This is a genomic window from Stenotrophomonas sp. Sm2128 (assembly GCF_030985535.1).
Taxonomy (GTDB): domain Bacteria; phylum Pseudomonadota; class Gammaproteobacteria; order Xanthomonadales; family Xanthomonadaceae; genus Stenotrophomonas; species Stenotrophomonas maltophilia.
This window is the reverse complement of sequence record NZ_JAPTFQ010000001.1, coordinates 24,803-47,819: the sequence shown is the minus strand read 5'-3', so window position 1 is coordinate 47,819 and position 23,017 is coordinate 24,803. Positions and strand designations below refer to the sequence as shown.

Annotated in this window: 15 protein-coding genes; 9 read left to right on the top strand and 6 right to left on the bottom strand. The window is 66.4% G+C overall.

From position 1 onward, the window contains the following. Window positions 1-29: 29 nt before the first annotated feature. Window positions 30-3,359 (top strand): PAS-domain containing protein, encoded by a 3,330-nt coding sequence (locus O0K41_RS00205; protein WP_164221256.1) that lies wholly within the window; start codon window positions 30-32, stop codon window positions 3,357-3,359. Window positions 3,360-3,363: 4 nt separating this feature from the next. On the opposite strand, the gene O0K41_RS00200 is transcribed toward O0K41_RS00205, so the two are convergent. Continuing rightward, window positions 3,364-4,038, bottom strand: a complete 675-nt coding sequence (locus O0K41_RS00200; protein ID WP_049452421.1) for a response regulator transcription factor — start codon at window positions 4,036-4,038, stop codon at window positions 3,364-3,366. A 129-nt stretch (window positions 4,039-4,167) separates the two neighbouring features. Here O0K41_RS00200 and O0K41_RS00195 point away from each other — a divergent pair, with 129 nt between their 5' ends. Then, complete coding sequence (locus O0K41_RS00195; protein WP_164221254.1) at window positions 4,168-5,814, top strand: fatty acid--CoA ligase; 1,647 nt, start codon at window positions 4,168-4,170, stop codon at window positions 5,812-5,814. Window positions 5,815-5,833: 19 nt separating this feature from the next. On the opposite strand, the gene O0K41_RS00190 is transcribed toward O0K41_RS00195, so the two are convergent. From O0K41_RS00190 to O0K41_RS00175, 4 genes are all read right to left on the bottom strand, one after another. Then, window positions 5,834-6,433: an NADPH-dependent FMN reductase gene (locus O0K41_RS00190; RefSeq protein WP_099531332.1), complete on the bottom strand. Its 600-nt coding sequence runs from the start codon at window positions 6,431-6,433 to the stop codon at window positions 5,834-5,836. A 215-nt stretch (window positions 6,434-6,648) separates the two neighbouring features. Then, window positions 6,649-8,415, bottom strand: a complete 1,767-nt coding sequence (locus tag O0K41_RS00185; protein ID WP_108269835.1) for a wall associated protein — start codon at window positions 8,413-8,415, stop codon at window positions 6,649-6,651. Window positions 8,416-8,532: 117 nt separating this feature from the next. Beyond that, window positions 8,533-9,276: a FadR/GntR family transcriptional regulator gene (locus O0K41_RS00180; protein ID WP_057501701.1), complete on the bottom strand. Its 744-nt coding sequence runs from the start codon at window positions 9,274-9,276 to the stop codon at window positions 8,533-8,535. A 102-nt stretch (window positions 9,277-9,378) separates the two neighbouring features. Further along, window positions 9,379-12,270: a TonB-dependent receptor gene (locus O0K41_RS00175; protein WP_108269834.1), complete on the bottom strand. Its 2,892-nt coding sequence runs from the start codon at window positions 12,268-12,270 to the stop codon at window positions 9,379-9,381. Between the two features lie 241 nt (window positions 12,271-12,511). Between O0K41_RS00175 and O0K41_RS00170 the strand changes: the two genes are divergently transcribed. From O0K41_RS00170 to O0K41_RS00140, 7 genes are all read left to right on the top strand, one after another. Then, complete coding sequence (locus O0K41_RS00170) at window positions 12,512-13,951, top strand: polysaccharide lyase 6 family protein (RefSeq protein ID WP_099605209.1); 1,440 nt, start codon at window positions 12,512-12,514, stop codon at window positions 13,949-13,951. Then, the gene (locus O0K41_RS00165; RefSeq protein ID WP_088436511.1) at window positions 13,948-16,176 is read left to right on the top strand and encodes an oligoalginate lyase; all 2,229 of its coding nucleotides are present in this window, start codon (window positions 13,948-13,950) and stop codon (window positions 16,174-16,176) included. The genes O0K41_RS00170 and O0K41_RS00165 overlap by 4 nt, the downstream gene beginning before the upstream one ends. Beyond that, window positions 16,173-17,477, top strand: a complete 1,305-nt coding sequence (locus O0K41_RS00160; RefSeq protein ID WP_049450748.1) for an MFS transporter — start codon at window positions 16,173-16,175, stop codon at window positions 17,475-17,477. The genes O0K41_RS00165 and O0K41_RS00160 overlap by 4 nt, the downstream gene beginning before the upstream one ends. Before the next feature lie 42 nt (window positions 17,478-17,519). Next, on the top strand, window positions 17,520-18,272 hold the full coding sequence (locus tag O0K41_RS00155) for a glucose 1-dehydrogenase (protein ID WP_005409758.1): 753 nt from the start codon (window positions 17,520-17,522) through the stop codon (window positions 18,270-18,272). Between the two features lie 21 nt (window positions 18,273-18,293). Continuing rightward, the gene (locus O0K41_RS00150) at window positions 18,294-19,481 is read left to right on the top strand and encodes a GDSL-type esterase/lipase family protein (protein WP_099605210.1); all 1,188 of its coding nucleotides are present in this window, start codon (window positions 18,294-18,296) and stop codon (window positions 19,479-19,481) included. 10 nt (window positions 19,482-19,491) lie between these two features. Beyond that, window positions 19,492-20,511 (top strand): sugar kinase, encoded by a 1,020-nt coding sequence (locus tag O0K41_RS00145; protein ID WP_099605211.1) that lies wholly within the window; start codon window positions 19,492-19,494, stop codon window positions 20,509-20,511. A gap of 61 nt (window positions 20,512-20,572) precedes the next feature. Beyond that, window positions 20,573-21,502, top strand: a complete 930-nt coding sequence (locus O0K41_RS00140; protein WP_099605212.1) for a DUF6708 domain-containing protein — start codon at window positions 20,573-20,575, stop codon at window positions 21,500-21,502. Between the two features lie 58 nt (window positions 21,503-21,560). Here the strand turns inward: O0K41_RS00140 and O0K41_RS00135 are convergent, their stop codons facing one another. Continuing rightward, a complete protein-coding gene (locus O0K41_RS00135; protein ID WP_099605213.1) occupies window positions 21,561-23,012 on the bottom strand; it encodes a S41 family peptidase in 1,452 nt (483 codons plus the stop codon). Between the last annotated feature and the right edge of the window lie 5 nt (window positions 23,013-23,017).

The window sequence follows — 23,017 nt, the reverse complement described above, 5'->3', positions numbered from 1 at the left end:
CCGCCCGATTCTCTCCCTACACTGGAGCGATGTTGACGCCCTCCATCGTCCTCTTCGCCTGCATTGCATGGACCGCACTGCTGTTTGGCGTGGCGCTGTGGGGCGAGCGCCGGGGGCACCGGCTTTCGAAGGCATGGCCGCTCATCTATGCACTGTCGCTGGCCGTGCACTGCACCGCGTGGACCTACTACGGTGCGGCCTCGCAGGGGCGGCAATGGGGTTTCCCCATTCCACCAACCCTGGCCGGCATGGCGCTGATCTTCGCGTTCGGCCTGCCGTTCCTGCTCCGTCTCGGGCGGCTGGCCAAGCAGCACAACAGTGCCACCATCGCCGATCTGGTCGTTGCACGACTGCGTGCCGATCGCGGCCTCGGCTTCACCATCACCCTGGTGGCGCTGTTCGGCATCATCCCGTACATCGCACTGCAGCTGAAAGCCGTCAGCCAGGGGCTGGGCACCCTGCTGGGTGATGGGTTCGCGCCTGCCGGTGCGAAGCTGGACATGTCGTTCTGGTTCGCGCTGACGATGGCCGCGTTCACCCTGCTGTTCGGTGCACGCAAGGCCTCGGCCACCGAGCCCAACCGAGGCATCGTGGTCGCGCTGGGCCTGGAGTCCGTACTGAAGCTGGTGGCGCTGCTGGCCATTGGCCTGTATGCGGCGTTGTCCGTGCACAAAGCCGGCACACCGCTGCTGGAGAAGATGGCGCAGCTGCCACCACCGGCCATCGTGCCGGACTATCTCACCATGGTCGCGCTGGGGGCGATCTCCGCGTTCACCCTGCCGCACCAGTTCCATGTCGGCGTGGTCGAGCTTCGCCAGACATCGGACCTGAAGACGGCACGCTGGATGTTCCCGGTCTACCTGCTGCTGATCGGCCTGCCGTCGGTGCCGATGGCATTGGCCGGCGCTGCGCAGCTGCCGGCCTCGGTATCGCCCGACCTGTACGTGCTGGCGCTGCCGCAGGCCGCTGGCCATCATCTGCTGGCGCTGCTGGCCTATCTGGGCAGCCTGAGTGCGGCCACCGGCATGATGATCCTGTCCGGGCTGACGCTGTCGATCATGCTGGGCAACCATGGCTTCGGTTCGCGCCTGCTCGGCGGCATCGAGGGCGGCGTGGCCAACGCTGACCTGCGACCGCGCGTGCTGGCGTTCCGCCGTGCCGGCATCCTCGCCGTGTTCCTGATGGCGTGGCTGTACAGCAGGGCGATGAGCGACACCGAGGCACTCAGTGATTTCGGCCTGATGTCCTTCACCGCCCTCTCGCAGCTGGCACCGGCGGTGCTGCTGGCGGTGTATCGCCCACGTACGCCCTCCCCGGCCATCATCGCCGGCATCGTGCTGGGCTCATTGGCCTGGCTGTGGCTGGTACTGCTGCCGATGGTGATCCCGGCCGCGACGCCGTCGGTCGGCGCCGACGGGCTGCATTGGTTGTCGGTGGTCTCGCTGCGCGTGCAGCCGGGCCATATCGCCATCAGCATGGGGGCCAGCCTGGCAGTCAACCTGCTGACCGTGGCCCTGGTGTCGCGGGCCGTGCGTCCGTCATTGCCACGGCGGCGGGATGCGGTGGCTGCGGCGTCCCTGCGCAGGACCGCCGGACGCTTCCTTGGCCAAGAGCGTGCGCGCCAGCTGCTGGAAGGCCACGCCGGGCAGATGCTGGATGACGACCGGGTCACCGCCGTCGAGCGCGAGCTGACGGCCGTGGTCGGCGCAGGCATGGCACGGCTGCTGGTGGAGGCCGCCCGTGAGGGCGGCACTGCGCCATTGGATGCAGTGACCCGCGCGGTCGGCGAAGCGACCCAGGTGCTGCGCTTCAATCAGCGCCTGCTGGAGGCGGCGCTGGAGAACATGAGCCAGGGCATCAGCGTGGTCGACGCGCAGCTGCAGCTGGTGGCCTGGAACAGTCGCTACGCCGCGCTGTTCAAGTTTCCGCCGGAGCTGCTGCAGGTGGGGCAGCCGGTGGTCAATCTCACCGCTTGGGCCCTGGGGGAACTGAAGATCGGCGACGCCCCCGGCGACACGCCCACCAAGGCATTGCAGCGCCGCGTCGCGCATATGCGCCGTGGCACGCCCCACCTTTCCGAACGGATCTTCCCCGATGACACCATCGTTGAGATACGCGGCAACCCGATGCCGGGCGGTGGCTATGTCGCCACCTTCACCGATGTCACTGCATTCCGCCGCACGGAAGATGCGCTCAAGCGCAGCAATGAAACCCTGGAACGCCGAGTGCAGGACCGCACTGCCCGTCTGGAACAAGCAGTGCACGAAGCCGAGCGTGCGAACGTGGCCAAGACCCGCTTCCTGACCGCCGTCGGCCACGATCTGATCCAGCCACTGCATGCGGCGCAGCTGCTGACCGAGGCGATGTCGCAGCACATCGAATCCGAGTTCCTCGACAGTTTCCTGCGGCAGATCCGCGGCGCACTGGATTCCACCGATGACCTGTTGTCCGGCCTGCTCGATATATCGCGACTGGAAGCCGGTGGGCTGGTGGCCGATCCGCGCCCGTTCGCGCTGTCGACGGTCTTGGATCCGCTTGCGCAGGAGTTCGCGGTGCTGGCGGCGGCGCGCGGGCTGCAGTTCCGCCACGTGCGGAGCCAGGCCTGGGTGCATAGCGATCCCCTGCTGCTGCGCCGGGTGCTGCAGAACTTCCTGGCCAATGCCATTCGCTACACCCGCCACGGCGGTGTGTTGCTGGGTGTGCGCCGCCAGGGGCAGGCACTGATGATCGTCGTGCATGACACAGGCCCCGGCATTGCTCCGGAGCAGCAGGCGGTGGTGTTCGAGGAGTTCCACCGGGTCGATCGCAGCAACGGCCAGGGGCTGGGACTGGGCTTGACCATCGCCCACCGCATCGCCGATCTGCTGCATGCACCCTTGCACCTGCGCAGCGTGCCCGGGCACGGCTCGGCCTTCTCGATCAGCGTGCAACGCGCAGCACCGCCTGTGGCCCCGCGCAGTTCGGCACCGACGGGTGGCAGCAACGCCCTCAAGGGTTTCCGCGTACTGGCAGTGGACAATGACCCGGACGCGCTGGAGGCGATGCGGCAACTGCTGCGTTCCTGGGGCTGCGACGTCATCGCGGCAGGCAGCGCCGATGCCATCGGGCCCTCAGCGCACGAGGCGGCGCTGTGGCTGTTCGACTATCACCTGGATGACGGCGATACCGGTGTTGCGCTGTGGCAGCGGCTGGCGGACATGCATGGACCGCGACCGACGGTGATCCTCAGTGCGGATACCGGCAGCGATACACGCGAGGCGGTGCGCGGCGCTGGGCTGTCCCTGCTCAACAAGCCGTTCAAGCCGTTGGCGCTGCGCTGGGCGATCAACCACCTGCTGGCGGCCACTGCCACGCGCTGACCGTTCAGGGCTCGGGCAGCTCTTCGATCTGCCGCGACGGATCGGCCAACCCCATTTCGTGCAGCACGCGGATGGCCTGCGCACGGTTGCGCACGCCCAGCCGCTCCATGATGCGTGTCATGTGCGCCTTGACCGTGCGCAGCTGTACGCCCAGCCGGTCGGCAATCTGCTTGTTGAGCAGGCCCTCGGCCACCAGCCCCAGCACTTTGTATTGATGTGCGGACAGGCTGGCCAGGCGTGCGGCCAGGTCGGCATCCCTGCTGAACGGCGCTACCCGCGCCACCGGCTCGCGCAGCAGCGCCGGGATCCAGCGTTCGCCCTCCAGCACGGACTGCAGCGCGGACTGCAGCTCGTTCAAACCCGAGCTCTTGGGCAGGTAGCCCGCGGCGCCGAGGTCGATGGCGCGCCGGATCACCTGCGGCTCCTCGTTGGCGGAGACGATGATGATCGCCAGGCCCGGCTGCAGCGCACGAATGGTCGCCAGCCCGGCCAGCCCATGGTTGCCCGGCATGTGCAGGTCCAGCAGCATCAGGTCGATCGACTGGTTCTCGATCGCCTCCAGCACGCTGTCCAGTGAATCCGCCTCGCTGATCTGCAGATCGGCGACCGCCTCTTCCGCCGCGCGATGCAGTGCCGCACGGAACAAGGGGTGATCGTCGGCGATGAGCAGGGTTGGCATGTCCTGGCGAGATTATCAAATCGGCTGCGCGCGGGAACAGGTACCTAGGTACGCTGGTACAGCAGGAAGGGCTTGATAGTGTGGTGCGGAGAAGGCCGGCGACCGCAACGCCGCCCACGAGGAAATGCCATGTCATCCGCCCCCACTCCCGATGCCCATGCCTATCCACTGCTGATCAAGCAGCTGCTGCTGATGCCGCTGGCGGTGAGTCCTGAACAGGAAGTCGTCTATGGCGATAGGGTCCGATTCGATTACCGCACCCTGCAGGCGCGCATCGGCCAGCTGGCCGGCCTGTTGACCTCGTTGGGCGTCGGCCACGGCGACACGGTGGCGGTGATGGACTGGGACAGCAACCGCTACCTGGAGGCCTACTTCGCGGTTCCGATGATCGGTGCGGTGCTGATGATGGTGAATGTGCGCCTGGCCCCCGAGCAGATCGCGTACACGCTGAACCACAGCGGCGCGCGGGTGATCCTGGCCAACCGCGAGTTCCTGCCGCTGCTGGACGCCATCGACGAGCAGCTGCCGGACCTGCGCACGCGCATCCTGCTGGACGATGCCGGTGGCCCGCTGCCGCCAGGCTTCGCCACCGAGTACGAAGCGGGGTTGCGCGGTGCCACGCCGGTCGGCCGCTTCCCGGACTTCGACGAGAATGCCCGTGCCACGGTGTTCTACACCACCGGAACCACCGGATTGCCCAAGGGGGTCTATTTCAGCCACCGGCAGCTGGTGCTGCATTCGCTGGCGGCGATGGCCGCGCTCGGCGGCGCACCTCGCCAGGGCCGCCTGCATCGTGACGATGTCTACATGCCCATCACCCCGATGTTCCATGTGCACGCGTGGGGCCTGCCCTACGTGGCTACCGCGATGGGCATCAGGCAGGTCTATCCGGGGCGCTACCTGCCTGCGAAACTGCTGGCGTTGATCGCCCGCGAAAAGGTGACCTTCTCGCACTGCGTGCCAACCATCCTGCACATGCTGCTGGAGCACCCGGACGCCGCGCAGACCGACCTGGAGGGCTGGAAGGTGATCATCGGCGGTGCCGCGCTGCCCCGTGCCCTGGCGCAGCGCGCACTGGCGCGGGGCATCGACATCTTCGGCGGCTATGGCATGTCCGAGACCTGCCCTCTGCTCACCATCGCCCAGATCGACGTGGACAGCGTGACCGATGCCGACGAGGTGCTGTCACTGCGCACCAAGGCCGGCATTCCGGTGCCGCTGGTGGACCTGCGCATCGTCGACCCGGACATGGGCGATGTCGTCCACGATGGCGTCGCCACCGGTGAGGTGGTGGCGCGCGCCCCCTGGCTGACCCAGGGCTACCTGCACGATCCCGAGGCTTCGGCAACGCTGTGGGCGGGCGGCTACCTGCACACCGGCGACATCGGCAACATCGACGAAGCTGGCTACCTGCGTGTCACCGACCGCATCAAGGACGTGATCAAGACCGGGGGCGAATGGATCTCCTCGCTCGCGCTGGAAGACATCATCGCACTGCACCCGGCGGTCAGCGAGGTCGCGGTGATCGGTATCGCCGACACGAAATGGGGCGAGCGGCCATTGCCACTGGTGGTCAGGAAGCCGGGAAGCCATGTGGCCGAAGCGGAGATCATCGAACTGGTCGCGGCGCGCAGCCGTTCCGGAGACATCTCACGCTATGCGATCCCGGAGCGCGTGAGCTTCGTGGATGCAATCGAGCGGACCAGCGTGGGCAAGATCAACAAGAAGAAGCTGCGCGGGCTGCATGATCCGGTCCTTGGCACCGGCGGGCGATGACGGCCTCTGCCGGCACCGCTCAACCGCGCGACGACCCACCCTGCAGCAGCTGGACCCAGCTCTGGAATCCCTCCAGGAAGCGCTGCAGGCGCTTGCGCGTCGCCGCGTCGAAATCTTCCGCGTCATCGTCGTAGGCGGCCGCTGCTTCGGCCACATAGAGCTGTGGCGAGGCCATGGTCAATGCGCCCATGGCGGTCAGTGTATGGCGCAGCTGCGACTGTGCCAGTTTGGTGCCCCAGCGGCCCGGCGTAGCGCCGATGATCGCCACCGGCTTGGCCGAAAGTACCGTGCGGTACTCGGCATCGTCGCGGGACAGCCAATCGAGCGTGTTCTTGAGTACGCCGGGCAGTGACTGGCTGTACTCCGGCGTGGCGATCAGCACGCCGTCAGCGGCCGCAATCGCCGCGCGCAGGCGCTTGACCCCGGCAGGGCCGGCCGGGTCGGCGGCTTCCAGGTCTTCGTCGAACAGCGGAATATCGGCGATGGTGTCATGCACGGTCAGCAGCAGGCCCGCAGGCGCGGCGCCTGCTGCTGCCCTGACCAGGCGCCGGTTGTAACTGTTGCTGCGCAGGCTGCCGGCAAACGCCAGGATGTTCAGCGGTGGAGGGGTGTCGGACATGCGGGATTCCTCGGATGCGTCGGTGCGGGGTCACGGGACAGACACCGACAGCACGGGTGGGCCAGGGCCAGACTGGATCTGCAGAGGATCACGGTTCCGGCGGTGTAGTGCCTTCGTCCTTGCTGCTCCCTTTTCCAGGGCGAACAGGGCGCGGCGGGGCAATCCAGCACGTGCCACTGCCCGCGTTGCGGCCCCTGTCCTGCCACATCGTACGCCTACTGCACGGGCTGGCTGGCTTCAGTGATGGACACAGGTCGTGCCATGCTGTCGAACGTATTGACCTTCCAGATGTAGCGTACGCCATCCTGCTCGATGACCTTCTGCAGCAACGGTATCTGCTTGGCTGCGATGATTCCGCTGGCACGCTGATATGCCGGTCGCCCGGCCAATGCCGGATAGCTGCCGGAAGCGTCAAGCTGATAGCTGAGGGTGGTGGCGCGGCCCGGCTGGACCGAGGAAAGCAGATAGCCTTCGTCCACATTGAATCGATTGCCAAAGGTGTGCCGGGTGGTGACGCCCTCTGCATCCTTGACGTCCACCCACTTCGTGGCCGGCGAATTGGCCTGGCACAGTTCCTTGCTGCCGTCGGCATAGCACCCGTTGGCCGGGCCGTAACTGTAGGCCCACGTATAAGGCTGGTCGATGCCCGGCCCGGTGACTGTCCTGGAAACCAGCGACCACGTGTAGTACCTGGCGGGCGTGTATTCGATCGAGTCGAGGAACCCGCTACCGGTGCTGTCGGCCATATTGCAGCCATAACGCGCCCACGAGCGGCCATGCAGCGTCGGCTCGAAGCGATACTTCGCCACTGCACCACTGGGATGGCGGATCGAACCGGAATGGCCGTAGGTCACCACACCCGGATTCCGGCAGAAACCCCGCTCTGCGGGAACGGCACCGGCACCCATGGTGCCTACGTTGAACCCCGTAGTCTGCCAGTAGGACTGGTCCGGGAAGGTGACCTTGTAGCCACCCACCACCGTACCGTAGGTCCACGTCCTCCCACCCGCACGGACCGCGCTCACTTCGCTTGGCAGCGTGCTGGGCGATCCAGCCGTCCACTCGAGATCGACGGTGCGGCCATCGTTGGCTGCGATGCGCAGCAACTGCCGTGGATTTGCCGGATCCCACGTGTAGGTCACCGAATTTCCAAACCGGTCTCGGGCACTGGTCGGAAGAATATGGAACTCCTGCCGGAAAAGAACGAACTCGAACTCCGTAACCGAGCCGAAGTTTCCCCGCGAGTATCCCTTCTTGATCAATGGCGGTCCGCTGCCAAGGCTGGCCATATGATTGAGCGTGTAGGTGATGCCGGCAGGCGTCGTGACTTCGAAGCCCTCACCTGCCCCATCGTCCATGGCGACGCAGCGGATGACATTGCCGCTCTTGGTTCGCATCGGGTACGCATGCCCTGTACTCGGCACCGGCCATTCGTTGCTTTGCGCGAGCAGATCCTCGTCACCGGTCTCTGGCAGGTAGAGCTGCGTTCCATGCCAGAACTCGTCGGAGTTGAAGTACTCGGTGAATGTCCCTGGCCCGGTCGGCGTCTGTGCCTTCACCGTGACGATCTCGGTTGGAGGCGGGGTGAACTTCGAACAGCGGTTGAGCGGCTCGGCCACCACGTAATTCTTCCATCCACCCTGGGTGCTGAACGTCCCATGCACCCTGGGCAGGGCCAGGTCCCACACCCCGAACATGCCCAATCCCTGCCGGCCCTGCGCACCTGCCACCAAGCGCCGCTTGATGCCCACCTCCAGCGCACTGTTGCCCGGCAGGTCGACGTCGGTCTGCAGGAATTCCACCGAGCCGGTAAACAGCCCGATCCTTTCCCCGAACATGTCACCGGTATCCAACTGCAGAATCTGCCCGCGGGCATTCAGCGCCGCCGCGTAATCCTCCATCACCGTCGAGCCGCGGTTGGCGCTCGACGCAGGCAGGGCCGTCATACACAGCAGCGCAGCTGCCGCGATCCTTGCGTACATGGTGTCCCCCTCGTCGACGAAGCAGAGCTTACTTCGCGCTCGTCGGCACCGGCAAGGATGATTCCCCGCACGTCACAGCGTCCTGACCCGCCCCGGCGGCCCTGGAAACGCCGTTACTCAGATACGCGTCGTGGCCATGAACCGTTCGCGGTCCTGCTGCGTGCGGCGGCGGATCTCCTCCAGCGCCTGGCTTTCGGTCGCCTGCAGCATGGCTTCGAACAGACGCTGGAAATGATGGCGCATGGCATTGCGCGCGGCCACCGGATCGCGTGCGCGCAGTGCTTCGAAGATGGCCATGTGTTCGTCGGCACGGCTGGCGCCATCATCATGGCAGACCCGCGAATAGACCTCGGTCACCCGCGGCAGTTCGCTGCGCATGCGCCAGATCTGCTGCACGAAGTACTCCACCACCGGATTGCCTGAGAGGCGGGCAATGGTCAGATGGAAACGGCGATCGTACTCGCCGGCTTCCGCGTCGCTCAGGTCGCGACGGCACAGCGCTTCGGCCAGCACCCGCAGTTCGGCGATGCCGGCATCGTCCAGATTGCTTGCCGCCAGAGCGGCGGCCTCGGCCTCGAATACCGCGCGGGCAGCGGTGAGGTCGAAGGCGCTGACATCCGGCAGCCCGCCGGACGCCTGCGTCGGGCGCGGCTTCACATGCACGCCCGATCCGATGCGGATCGCAATCCAGCCCTGTGCTTCCAGTGCAATCTCGGCTTCGCGGATGGTGACCCGGCTGACACCGAACCGTTCGGCCAGTTCACGCTCGCCCGGCAGCCGCGAGCCTGGCGGAAATTCGCCGTCCTCGATCAGCTTGCGGAGCTTGGCAGCGATGGTCTGGTAAAGGCGGTTGGCGGACATGCGGCTGACCCTTGGCGATTCCTTCCCGGTCCCTGCCCTGCCACCGCGGCCGGCAAGGGTCCGGTTGGAGCGACGGCGCGACCGCTGGCCACGCCGCCCTGTTCAGAACTTGTATCGTACACCGAAATACGCACGCCGCCCGTAGGTCACCACTTCGCGGAAGTTCCCATAAAGCGGCTGGTAGGCCACGCGCGGCTCGTTGGTCAGGTTCATCATCTCCAGCGACAGCGACAACTGCTTGTTCACCCGGTAGCGCAGGCGCAGGTCCACGCTGGTGTTGTCATCGTAGTAGCGGTTCTGCTGCGCGGTATTGCCGGTGAAGTCCTGGTAGTAGTGCGAGCGGAACTTGCCGATGGCCTGGATGTTGAAACGTCCGACGTCCCAGTAGATCGAACCTGACAGGACGTGCCGCGAGAAGCCACTGAGACCCGCCGGCGGCACGATCGCCGGAAGGATCGTGCCGTCACTGGCCAGCTGCTCGCCCAGTCGCGAGTCCTGGGTCCGGTAGTCGGCATCGGCGTAGTTGTAACTGACCTTGAAGCCCAGTCCGTCGAACGGCTTGGGCAGGTACGACAGTCGATGGGTGGCGGTCAGCTCGAAGCCGGTCAGCGTGCTGTCCTCGTCGGTGGTTACCTGCTGGCGTACCGGCACGGTCACGCTCTGGCCGTCGATGGTGTAGGTCTCCGGCACCAGCGCAGTGGCGGTGCCGCCGTTGAACTGCTTCCAGTACACCGCGCCGGCCAGCATCGTGTCCGGGTTCGGGTACCACTCCAGTGACAGGTCGCCGTTCCAGGACATCAGCGGCTGCGCGGCGGGGTTGCCGCTGGCGCTGATGTCATCCAGCGCGTCGGCCAGATTGCCGTAGGTGGCATCACTGCTCACGTTGATGGTGCGCCCGGCACCCAGCGCGGCGATGTCCGGTCGCGACATCGCGCGGTATGCACCGACCCGCAGCAACACGTCCGGGCGCAGTGCGAAGACCGCGTTGAGGCTAGGCAGCAGCTTGTCGTTGCCCGCCTTGAACACCTGCGTGCTGTACGCACCGGTGGGTTGCAGGCGGATCGTGCCGTCACCATTGTCCTCGATACGCAGCCCGGTACGCACGCCTTCGGAGCGAACATCGGTCTTGACCCAGCGCAGGCCGAGGTTGCCGGTCACCGGCAAGCCGAACAGGCTGCTGCTGAACTCCCCCATCAGATAGAGCGCGCGTGTCTTCTCGGTGATATCGACATTGTTCGGATCCTGGAAACCCGGATCCAACCCACTGTCGAGGCTGCCACGGAACGACTGGTACAGGCAGTTCGGATCGAAGTACGCCCACGAGGAGATCGTGTTGCCGCTGGCGGCATCCATGAAGTCATCCTGTGGGAACGGCGCGCGGCAGGCCTGGTTGGCGGCGATGATCTTCGCCTTGTCGGCCGCCACGCGCTGGTCGTAATCGCTTACCAGGGTGTTGTCGCGCAGGCGGTAGTCCGCCTGGCTGGCACGCACGCCACCCTTGATACGGGTGAAGAAACCGGACTCGGGCATGAAGCTGGCGTCGAAGCGGCCGGCCTTGATCCTGTGGTCGTTCTCCGTTGCGCTGGAGGTGACGCGCGCCGCGCCGGTGTAGGCGTCCCAGTTGTTGGGGTCGAAGTTCGGCGCCAGCGCGACACTGGGCACTTCGCCGTGCCAGTCCCAGTCATAGTCCACGTAGCCGGTGGCACCACTGCTGATGCCCGGCACGATGGCATTGTTGACGTCGCGCTGGTTGGCACGAAGGCGGGTCATGCGCTCGCTGTCGAGGCGATTGGTGTGCGAGTACGAAAGATCGGTGGACAGTTCCCAGGCCGGGGTCGGTCGCAGGATCAGGTTCAGGCCACCCCCGGTGTACTCCTCGCCACGCCAGTAGCGGTTTGAGGTGGAATCAATCGAGGTGCTGCCATGCAGGTGGCGCACGATGCCGTCCTCGTCCACCTCGCGCCGGGTGATGCCACGGCGGGCGTTGGACAGGCTCAGGTCGCTGCGGTTCTCGTACCAGTTGCGCTCGGTGTGTTCGAAGTCGAGGTTCACTTCAACCACGTCATTGGGCCGCCACTGCAATGCGGCGAACTCGCTCTGCCGGTCGTTACGCTCCTGCTTGAGCCGGTAGATGCGGCTGCTTGGCACAAGGTAGTACGGCGCGCCGTTGGCGATGGCCTTCGCGGACACTTCATTGCAGTTGGCATTGCCCACGTTCTGCGTGCCATCGCAGGCATACCAGGTGGAACCGCTGGTGATGCTCTCTTCCGGGTCGGTGCCGTCCAGGCGCTGGAAGCCCAGCGAGATGCCCAGCTTCTGCCCGTTGCCGAACTCGAACTGGTCGATGTAGCTGGCGGTGCCGCGATGGCCGATGCCGTCGTCGTCGCGGTACTTCTTGTCATACTCGGCCCAGCTGCCGCGCAGGTCCAGCTGCGCCGCACGCTTGCCGTACTCCAGTGGGCGCACTGTTTCCAGGCCGATAGTGCCAGCCACGCCGCCTTCGATGATGTCGGCGCGCTGGGTCTTGTAGATGGCCACCGTATTGATCAGCTCGGCGGGGAACATGTTGAAGTTCACCGAGCGGTCGCCGCTGCCGTTGGTGATCTCGCGGCCATTGAAGTTGGTGCTGCTGAGGAAGGCGCCCAGGCCACGGATGGAGATTTCCGAGGCGCCGGTCTTGTCGCGGGTCGAAGCGGCGCCGGTCAGGGTCTCGATCGCATCGGCCAGCGAGGGCGCCGGCAGGTCGCCGATGTCATCGGCCGAGAGCACGTCGGCAATGACCGTGTCATCGCGCTTCCTGTTGATCGAACTCTGCATCGATTCGCGGATGCCGGTGACCTGCACCTGGTCCAGCGTGGTGGGATCCTGCCCTGCCGCGTCCTTGCCGGATTGCGCCTGGGCCGTGGGCAGCCCCGCCAGCACGGCGAGCAGCGCCACGATCAGGGGTGTGGGGGACAACGAGATGCTGTGCACTGCTCCGGCGGGTCGCCGCATGGTTTCCTCCTCCCAAAGGATCGCCTGCATGCCAGGCGTGGGACGCAGCTTCGGCACGGCGACATGAAAATGTCAACCAATTGGTATGCGATTGTTCAAATGCCTTTGATCCATACCACTTGATCGCAATTTAATGTGCTCATGCAGCATGACTTTGCGCGAAAGCTGGCTTACAACAGACCCGAAAGTGGTATGCAGGCCCACCCTGAAACGACGGCCCGGCCGTCCCTGGAAGGATTTCATGCGCATTCACTCGCTGGCGCGTCACCGATCCAATGATTCATGGCTGTTTTGCCTGACCACTGGCCTGGCAATGTGCCTGACCACTTCAGCAGCGAGTGCAGCCAGCTGGCTCGTCCACGATGTCGCGGAGTTCACTACCGCCGCCTCGGCGCTGCAGCCTGGCGATGAGATCGTGCTGGCTGACGGCACCTGGACCGATGCCCGGCTGCTGCTTAAGGGTCAGGGCACGGCAGCCGCACCGATCGTGCTGCGCGCGCAGACCGCCGGCAAGGTCGTCCTCAGCGGGCGCTCGGACCTGCGCCTGGCCGGGAGCTACCTGCAGGTGTCCAACCTGGTGTTCCGCAACGGCTATGCGCCGGGTGATGCGGTGGTGGCGTTCCGCGAGTCGAGCAAGGCCGTCGCCAGCAACAGCCGCGTCACCGGCCTGGTGATCGATGACTACGCCAACCCGGATGCCAGCGACCAGGACTACTGGGTATCGCTGTATGGCAGCAACAACCGGTTGGATCACAGCCAGCTGCGCGGCAAGACCAACGCCGGGCCGACCGTGGTGGTGGTGCGCGATGCCACCCAGGGCCTGGACAACCAGCACCGTATCGACCACAACTGGTTCGGGCCGCGCCCGGCGCTGGGCGTCAACGGGGGCGAAACGATCCGCGTCGGCACCAGCGACAGCTCACTGAGCGATTCCAACAGCACGGTGGAGAACAACTGGTTCGAAGGCTGCGACGGCGAGACCGAGATCATCAGCAACAAGTCCGGCGGCAACACCTACCGCGGCAACGTGTTCTACCGTTCGGCCGGCGCGTTGACCCTGCGCCATGGCAACGGCAACCGGGTGATCGACAACGTCTTCCTCGGCGATGACAAGGCCGGCACCGGCGGCGTACGCATCATCAACGCCGACCAGACCGTCAGCAACAACTACTTCGAGCGGCTGGCCGGGTCCAGCAACCGTTCGGCGTTGGCGGTGATGGATGCGCAGGCCAGTCCTCCGCTGTCCGGCTATGCGCCGGTGGTGAATGCCACGATCAATCGCAACACCTTCGTGGACGTGGCGAAGATCAGTTTCGGCGTCGGCCACGATGAAGCCAAAGGCATCGTGGTCGCCGCCAGCAGCAGCCGCTTCACCGGCAACCTGATCGTCAACCGCAACAGCAGCAACCCGCCAACTGCCGCCAGTTCGCTGACCGGCATCGACTTCAGCGGCAACGTGCAGTCGCCGGCAGCCAGCACCGTGTTCCCGGGTGGCGTAGAAGGCCGTGGCGTCAGCCTGCAGCAGGCTGCCAGCGGATTGTGGGTGGCCACGCCTGCCCTGCCCGCCGTGGGCGCCGATCCTGCCCTAGCGATGACCGCGCGCGAGGCGACCGGCGTCGCCTGGTATCCCAAGGTGGGCGAAGTTGCCCTGTCACGCACCCGCAATGGAGTTGATCGATGAGGTTGCAGCCGCTGTTCGTTTCCCTGGCCCTGGCCGCCCCCTTCGCCCTGCTGCCGACCGCGTCGCTGCTCGCAGCGCCCGCTGCCGCTGCGCGGCAGGCCGACACCGCGCCGGTGCTGGTCACCGCTGCGCACTGGCAGCAGATGGCCAGCGAAGGCCGCCGCTACCCGTGGTTCGCCAAGGAGCAGGCGCGCACCGAGGCAACACTGAAGAAGATGATGAAGGCCGGCATCGACGTGCCGGTGCCCAGGGACAAGGGCGGCGGGCGCACCCATGAACAGCACAAGCGCAACTACCAGGCACTGTTGGCGGCGGGCACGCTGTACCGGTTGACCGGCGACAGGACCTACGTGGATTACGCGCGCGACATGCTGCTGCAGTATGCCGAGCTGTACCCGACGCTCGGCCCGCACCCGGAAGGCAGGGGCCAGATTCCCGGCCGCGTGTTCTGGCAGGTGCTCAACGATTCGGTATGGCTGGTCAACGCCATTCAGGGCTATGACGCGATCCGTGACGCGCTGTCCGCCGAGGACCGCGACACCATCGAATCGAAGGTGTTCCGGCCGATGGCCGAGTTCCTCGTCAGCGAACCGAAGAACTACGACCAGATCCATAACCACGCCACGTGGGCGGTGGCCGCCACCGGCATGACCGGCTACGTGCTGCGCGACCAGGAACTGGTGGAGAAGTCCCTGCGCGGCAGCCAGAAGGACGACAAGTTCGGCTTCCTGCGGCAGATCGACCTGCTGTTCTCGCCCGATGGCTACTACGAGGAAGGCCCCTACTACCAGCGCTATGCACTGGCGCCGTTCCTGCTGTTCGCCAGCGCCATCGAACGCAATGAGCCGCAGCGGAAGATCTTCGCGCGTCGCGATGGCGTGTTGCTGAAGGCGGTGGATGTGCTGGTGCAGTCCAGCTATGGCGGCCTGTTCTTCCCGATCAACGATGCGATTCTGGACAAGGGCATCGACACCGAAGAGCTGGTGGCCGGCATCGGCATCGCCTATGCGCGCACCGGTGATGACCGCCTGTTGTCGGTGGCCCAGCAGCAGAAGCGCCTGCTGTTGTCACCCGAAGGCCTGCAGGTGGCGCAGGCACTGGCCGCCAACAAGGCCAAGCCCTTCGACTACCGCCCGATGCTGCTGCGCGATGGCCCCGACGGCGACCGCGGCGGCCTGGCGATTCTGCGCATGAACGGCGAACGCGGCCAGGCACTGGTGCAGAAGGACACGATGCAGGGCATGGGCCACGGCCACTTCGACAAGCTCAACTGGCTGTTCTACGACAACGGCAACCCGGTGGTGACCGATTACGGCGCCGCCCGCTTCCTCAACGTGGAAGCCAAGCGCGGTGGCATCTACCTGGCCGAGAACCGCAGTTGGGCCAAGCAGACCGTGGCCCACAACACCCTGGTGGTGGACGAGCAGAGCCACTTCAACGGCGACTGGAAGCGTGGCGAGGCGCATGCCCCGCAGGTGCGCTTCTTCCAGGCCGATGCCGATACCCAGATTGCCTCGGCAACGATGCGCGATGCCTATCCCGGCGTGGCGTTCACCCGCACCCAGGCGCTGCTGCGCCACCCCGACCTGGGCCTGCCGGTGGTGCTGGACCTGCTGCAGGTGCACGGCGACAAGGCCGCGCGCTACGACCTGCCGCTGCACTTCAACGGCCACATCGTCACCACCGGCTTCGAGGCCGAGCACTTCCCCAGCCAGCGCCCGGTGCTGGGCAAGGACAACGGCTACCAGCACCTGTGGCTGGATGCACGCAGCAAACCCGGCAGCGAGCCGCGGTCGCTGGCGTGGCTGCTGGACGGGCGCTTCTACACCTACCGCTTCGGCAGCAGTGCGCCGGCGCAGGCGCTGCTGGTGGAAAGCGGCGCGAACGATCCGGAATTCAACCTGCGCCGTGAGCCTGCCCTGCTGCAGCGCGTGGACGGCCACAAGGACGTCACCTTCTTCAGCGTGCTGGAGCCGCATGGCGAGTACAACGGCACCGCCGAGTACGTGCACGGCGCCGACAGCCGCATCAGGGAGATCGTGCGTACCCGCGGCAGCGATGCCGAGGTGATCGAGCTGCGCCTGGCCAGCGGTGCACGCATCGCCCTGGGCGTGGCCGACGACAGCAGCGCCAAGGGCGAGCACAGCGTGACCGTCGACGGCCACGTCTACCGCTGGAACGGCAGCCATGCGCGCCTGGACCGCAGCAAGGGTGACGGCAAATGAACGGCCCTGCGGTGGTGGCCAAGCTGAGCAAGGTGCCGGTGCGTTCAGCCGTGCGCTGGCTGATCGTGGGCCTGATTGCCGTGGCCACGGTCATCAACTACATCGACCGCAACGCACTGGCGGTGATGTGGCCGGAAATCGCCAGGGAAGTGGGCGCGACCAAGGATGACTACGCCCTGCTGGTGACGGTGTTCATGCTGTTCTACGCCGCCGGCCAGTTCCTGTTCGGCCGCCTGTTCGACATGATCGGCACGCGCCTGGGTTTCGCCCTGTCGATCAGCGTGTGGTCGATCTCCATCGCCCTGCACTCGATCACCCATTCGATGCTGTCCTTCAGCCTGGTGCGGGCGATGCTGGGCATCAGCGAAGCAGGCGCGTGGCCGGGCGCGGTGAAGGCCAATGCCGAGTGGTTCCCGGCGCGCGAGCGCGCACTGGCGCAAGGCGTGTTCAACGCCGGCGCGTCGATCGGCGCGATCGTTTCCGCGCCGGCCATCGCCGGCCTGTACCTGTGGCTGGGCTGGCGCGGTACCTTCGTGCTGGTCGGTGCCATAGGTTTCCTGTGGCTGCTGCCGTGGCTGTTTGTCTACCGCGCCGGGCCGGACAAGCATCCGTGGGTGAGCGATGCCGAGCGCCGGCTGATTCAGGAAGACCAGGCCGGGCAACAGGCGGTGGTGGCGCCGAAGGCCAGCGTTCGTGAGCTGCTGGCCCACCGGCAGAGCTGGGGCATGCTCGCCTGCCGCTTCCTGCTGGACCCGATCTGGTGGCTGTTCGTGTCCTGGCTGCCGATCTACCTGGCTGAAACCTTCGGCTTCGACATCAAGCAGATCGGCCTGTTCGCCTGGGTGCCGTTTGTCGGCGCGATGCTGGGCAGCCTCAGCGGCGGCTGGCTCTCCGGGCGCCTGATCCGCGCCGGGCACAGCGTGGACCGCGCCCGCAAGCTGTCCATAACGCTGGGCTGCGTGGTCATGGCTCCTGCCCTGCTGGGTGCCGTGCTGGCCAACCATCCGCTGCTGGCGGTGCTGGCGATCGCTGCGGTGCTGTTCGGCTTCCAGGTGGCCATCGGCAACATCCAGACCCTTCCCGGCGATCTGTTCGACGGCCGCTCGGTGGGCACGCTGGCGGGCCTGGGTGGCCTGGCCGCCGTGGCCGGCACCTTGATCACCACCTGGCTGGTGCCGGTGCTGACCCGCCACTCCTATGCCCCGATCTTCATCCTCGTTGCCGCCCTGGTGCCGCTGTCGCTGGCCGCGCTGTGGTGGTGGACCGGACCTATCCACAAGCTCGACCGCCGCGGCGGTTGAGCCCACGCTTTTCATTCCCCCGCAAATCAAGGAGTTTTCCGCATGTCGTTCCAGGACAAGGTGGCCATTGTCACCGGCGGTGGCCGCGATATCGGCCGCGCCGTTTCGATCAAGCTGGCTGCCGCCGGTGCACGCGTCTGCATCAACTACGCCAATGATGAGGCCAGTGCCCAGGAAACGCTGGCACGGATCCAGGCGGCCGGTGGCCAGGCCATCGTGCATCGCGCCGACGTCACCGATGCCACGGCCGTCGCCGGCCTGGTCGCTGCGGCACAGGCCGCGTTCGGCGAGCGCATCGACCTGCTGGTGAACGTGGCCGGTGGCATGGTGCAGCGCCGGCCGCTGGCCGACATCGACCCGGTGTTCTTCCACACCGTGATGGACCTGAACCTGACCTCGACCTACCTCACCACCCACGCGGTGGTGCCGCACATGCGCGAAGGCGCGGCCATCGTCAACTTCGCCTCGCAGGCAGGCCGTGATGGCGGCGGCCCGGGCGCATCGATCTACGCCACCGCCAAGGCGGCAGTGATGACCTTCACCCGTGCCATGGCCAAGGAGCTGGGACCGAAGGGAATCCGCGTGAACGCGCTGTGCTGCGGCATGATCGCCACCCGCTTCCACGACGAATTCACCAAGCCGGAAGTACGCACAGCCGTTGCCGGCGCCACCCCGTTGCGCCGCCAGGGCGCGCCGGACGAAGCCGCCGACGCTGCGGTGTTCCTGGCCTCGGATGCGGCGGCGTTCATCACCGGCGCGAATCTGGACGTCAACGGCGGCACCTACTTCTCCTGACACCTGACCGGACTCCTGCCCATGCAGCGCTGGACACTTCTGTTTTCATTGACGCTCTGCTCCGCCATGACGGCGCCCGCCGTGTGGGCCGCACCCGTGTGGGTCACTGCCTGGACGGCCGCGCCCGCGCCCGACCGCAAGGACGGAACGTCCGATGCGCCGGTACAGTTCGCCGCACAGACCGTGCGCCAGGACATGCGTATCGGCAGCCGTGGCGATGCGCTGCGGCTGCGCATCAGCAACGAGCTCGGCACGGCGCCCTTGCGGGTCGAGGACCTGCGTGTGGGAGTGAAGAACGGCAAGGCCGCACCGCAGCCGGTAACGGTGGATGGCCGCGCGGTCATCGAGGTGCCGGTCGGAGCCGCGCTGCTGAGCGACCCGGTGCGGATGCCGGTGGCGGCGCTGCAGGAGATCAGCGTGAGTGCCTATTTCCCGCAGCCCACCCGCCCCGCCGTGCGCCGCACCGAGCTGCGGGTCGCAGATGGCAGGCAGACAGCCGTCGCCGACAGCGTGCGGCTGAGCTACCAGCAGAACGTGTTCTCGGCAGTGATGGTGCAGCGTGATGATCGTCCCCAGGTAATCGTGGCGCTGGGCGATTCCATCACGGAAGGCGCCACCGCACGCCGCGGCACCTTCAACCAGTGGCCGGAGCGGTTGGCGCAGCGCCTGCAGCAGGCCTGCCCGAACCGGTTCGTGGTACTCAACCAGGGCATCAGCGGCAACAAGCTGCTTGATCATGGCCGCAGCCACAGTGCGCTGTCACGATTGGATCGCGACGTGATCGCAGTGGCCGACGCCGATCAGGTGATCCTGTTCGAAGGCATCAATGACATCCGCCACGGCGGTGGCGCGCAGCCGCTGCCTGGACGCAATGCGGCGGACATGCTGCTGGGCTATCAACAGGTTGCGGCGCGGCTGCATGCGCACGGCATCCGCGCCTGGCTGGGTACGCTGACCCCGTTCGGCGGTTCCGAGCGCTACGAGCCCGTGTCCGCCGCCACCCGCACCACGATCAACCAGTGGGCACGTGGCGGCAACAGCGGCTTCGACGGCATCATCGATTTCGATGCCGCGCTGCGTGACCCGAAGGCAGCCGAATCGCTGCCCAACGAGATCACCCGCGACCATCTGCATCCCAACGACGAAGGCTACCGGCGCATGGCCGATGCCATCGATCTGCGCATGCTGGGCTGCACTACCCCCGAGTGAGAGAGAACCGATGAGCCGCGTCGTTTGTTTCGGTGAGTTGCTGCTGCGCCTGGGCGCGCCCGGTCGTGAACTGCTGCTGCAGACGCCGCAGCTGCAGGTCCATGTGGGAGGTGCCGAGGCCAATGTGGCGGTCTCGCTGGCCAGCCTGGGCCACGATGTGCAGATGGTCAGCACGGTACCCGGTAACGCGCTGGGCCGGCATGCCGTGGCCGAGCTGCGGCGGCATGGCGTGGGCGTGGCCGCCGTGCGTGAAGTGGAGGGTGACCGCATGGGCCTGTACTTCCTGGCGACCGGTGCGGTGCAGCGCGCCAGTGAAGTGGTGTATGACCGGGCCGGTTCTGCATTCGCAAACAGCAGCGCCGAGGATCATGCGTGGCCCGCCGTGCTGTCCGGCGCGTACCTGCTGCATGTCTCGGGCGTCAGCCCGGCGCTGGGCGCCAACGTGGCCGAGTCGGTGCTGGGTGCCGTGCGTGCGGCTCGCGCGGCCGGTGTGCAGGTGTCTTTCGACGGCAATTACCGTCCCTCACTGTGGCGACGCTGGGATGGCGACGCAGCGGCGATCCTGCGTGAGCTGTTCGCCGAGGCCGACATTGTCTTTGCCGATCATCGGGACATCGAACTGGTGCTGGGGCTGCACTTCGCGCAGGACGATGCGATCGCCCGAACCGAGGCCGCTGCGGCCACTGCCTTTGCCGCGTTCCCGCACCTGCGGTGGCTGGCCTGCACCCAGCGCGAGGTGATCAGCGCCGACCATCACGTGCTCGGTGCGCTGCTGCTGGGACGCGATGGAACCCGCGCGCAGGCTGCTCCGAGGCCGCTGCCCGGCATCGTTGATCGCATCGGCGGTGGCGATGCCTTTGCCGCCGGCATCCTGCACGGATTGCTGTCCGGGCTCGACGCAGAACACACCGTGCGCTTCGGACTGGCCGCGGGCGCGTTGAAGCACGCCATTCCCGGCGACTTCAGCCCTGCCCGCGAAGCTGAAGTCCGGGCACTGATGGAGAGCCATCCGTTCGACGTTCGTCGCTGATCTCCCCCCGGGAGAATCCCGCTAGAATCCAACGGGCGCAGGAATCGCGCAGGGATCGCCCATGGATTACACCGGATACACGCGCAAGTTTTCCAACAACCGCCCACTGAATGCGTTTGATCGCGAGCACCGCCTGCTGCAGAAGAAGCGGCTGGATGTCGTGCCGCTGGCACAGCTGTGCGTGGTGAAGATGAATTCGAACGGCCTGGTTTCGGTGGATCGCTGGTTCGCCGCGCGTGGCTTTGCAGCCCTGCTGGGCGCGATCGGCATTGCCTTCGGGCTGGGCGGCGTGCTGATGCTGCTCTGGTTGCTGATCGTGAACAGGCTACCCAACGAAAACGGCCTGTGGGAGGCGATATTCATCGGCATGGCGATGCTGGCCGCCTTCACTGCAGCGAGCATCTGGGTGGCTTGCCTCGAGCTGTTCCGCTGGACCTACTATCCGATCGCGCTCGATCGCAAGCACCGGCAGATACACGTGTTCCGGCTGGATGGCACCATCCTCAGCGTGCCCTGGGACCAGGTCTATTTCACGCTTGGCCGCGGAACGGGAACCTTCGGATGGTACAACTGGGATGTCCGCGGACTGATCCTGGACGCGGATGGCGTCACAGTACGGGAGACGTTCGCGTTCTGCATCGCGACCTCTCGCATCAAGAACGCACATGCCCACTGGGAGTTCCTGCGGCGCTACATGGAAGAAGGACCGGCAGCCGTCGTGGACGCGGTGCACTGCTGCATGCCGCTGGACGGCAAGCGCGAGAGCTTCGCGTCCGGCAAGGAGCGCATCTTCGCCGAAGACGCGCAGCTCCCGGGTTTCATGTGGCTCACGATGCTGCCACTCAACTACCTGCACACGATCATGCGCTGGGTGGTGATGCAGACCAGCAGGATTCCGCAGTTTCCACCGGACATCGAGGCGCGCCTGACACCGGACGCCGGTGATCCCTGTGTCCGCGACGCTTCGATGAATCCACCGGACCTGCGCTGACCCAGCGTTGCGTCCGGCAACGGCACGTGGGAATCCCGCGTCATGGGCAGGTGCGTCCTCACAGCGCCAGCAGCCACGCTTCCAGTGCGCGTGTGTCCCGCATGTCGCCGTCATAGCGACGATCCGGCACATGCGGTTCATTCGAACCACGCACCCGCCCCCGGAAAACCTTCATCGGCACCGAAATCCTGGCCAGCCCGCTTGGCAGCCGCTCCGGCCTGACATCCATGTAGAGGCTGTCGGCCGAAGTCTCGACGCCCACCTGCACCGCGCCCAGCCGTTTCCACAGATCCAGTGCATCGAGGCAGGCCGAGCCGCAGGAGGCATCGGCCACGATCACCACCCTGCCCCTGCGCAGCGGAGCGGCCGGGCCTGCGGTTGCAGCTGTATCTGCCCTGGCCTCGGATGGCTCGCGCCACACTGCCTCACCCCGGTCGCGCGCCTGTGCCATGCCCGCCGTCACCGATTCCAGCATGCGACGCAGCTCTGGCGACGCGTCGGGCGCCTGCACCAGCTTCTGCAGGAAGCCGCGCAACTGGGCGATGTTGGCCTCGGAGGTCCGCCACTCCACCCAGCTGGGATCGGACAGCGCGTCCACGGCGGCACGGCCCCAGATCAATCGCGCCAGTTCGATGCTCCACTGCGAAGCACCGCCACTGTTGCCACGCACATCCAGCACGACCGACCGTGCCTGCTGCAGTGCTTCGGCTTTTGGAGCAAGCTGCTCGAGCAGCGCGGTCAGTTCCTTGAAGTTCTGCTCCGTAGGGTCGGCATTGAAGCTGCTGGTGGTGATCCAGTAGCCACCGCCTGGCACCGTGTGCCAACCATTGGCCGGGCGGAAGCTGCGCCGAGTATCGGCCAGGCGATCCTTGCGCTGTGCCGCCTGCAGTGGCTGCCACTGCAGCGCGTAGGGCTTCTCGCGTCCATCCAACTGAAAAACGCAGCTGCGCAGCGTGGGCACGAACGGATTGCCCTGCTCCAGTAGCACTTCGCCGCCACCCTGGATGCGGCTGGCCTGCAGGTTCCAGCGCCCGCTGAAGTCACCCACCCGGCGTGCAGCCAGCGTCTGCGCATCGATGCCATCACAGGACAGCAATCGAGCCCCCAGCGGCGGATGGCCCGGACCACCGTCCACGGTCATGACCACCTGCGCATCGCCGTCGAAACCGGTCAGGAACCCCGGCCACTGCGTTGGAAGATCGGGAGCGTCGGCAAGCGCGTTGAGGCTGACGTGGCCGTCATTGAAGGAGGCCGCGTAACCCTTCATGGCCCACCAGTAGCCCGCGAAGCTGTCGACATTGGCCGCGCGCGAGCGCGCAAGCGCCGAGGCAGCCTCCAGCTGCGGAAGGAAACCGGGATTCCGCGAATCCACGGCGCCCGGATGGCTACCGCGCATGGCCGCGTTGGCAGCGTCCAGATCCTTCGACAGCGTGTCCGACCAGGCGATCGGCGCACCCTGTGCGGTGGGCGCCGCAAGCACTGCACCGAGCAGCAGCCCTGAAATGACCATGGATT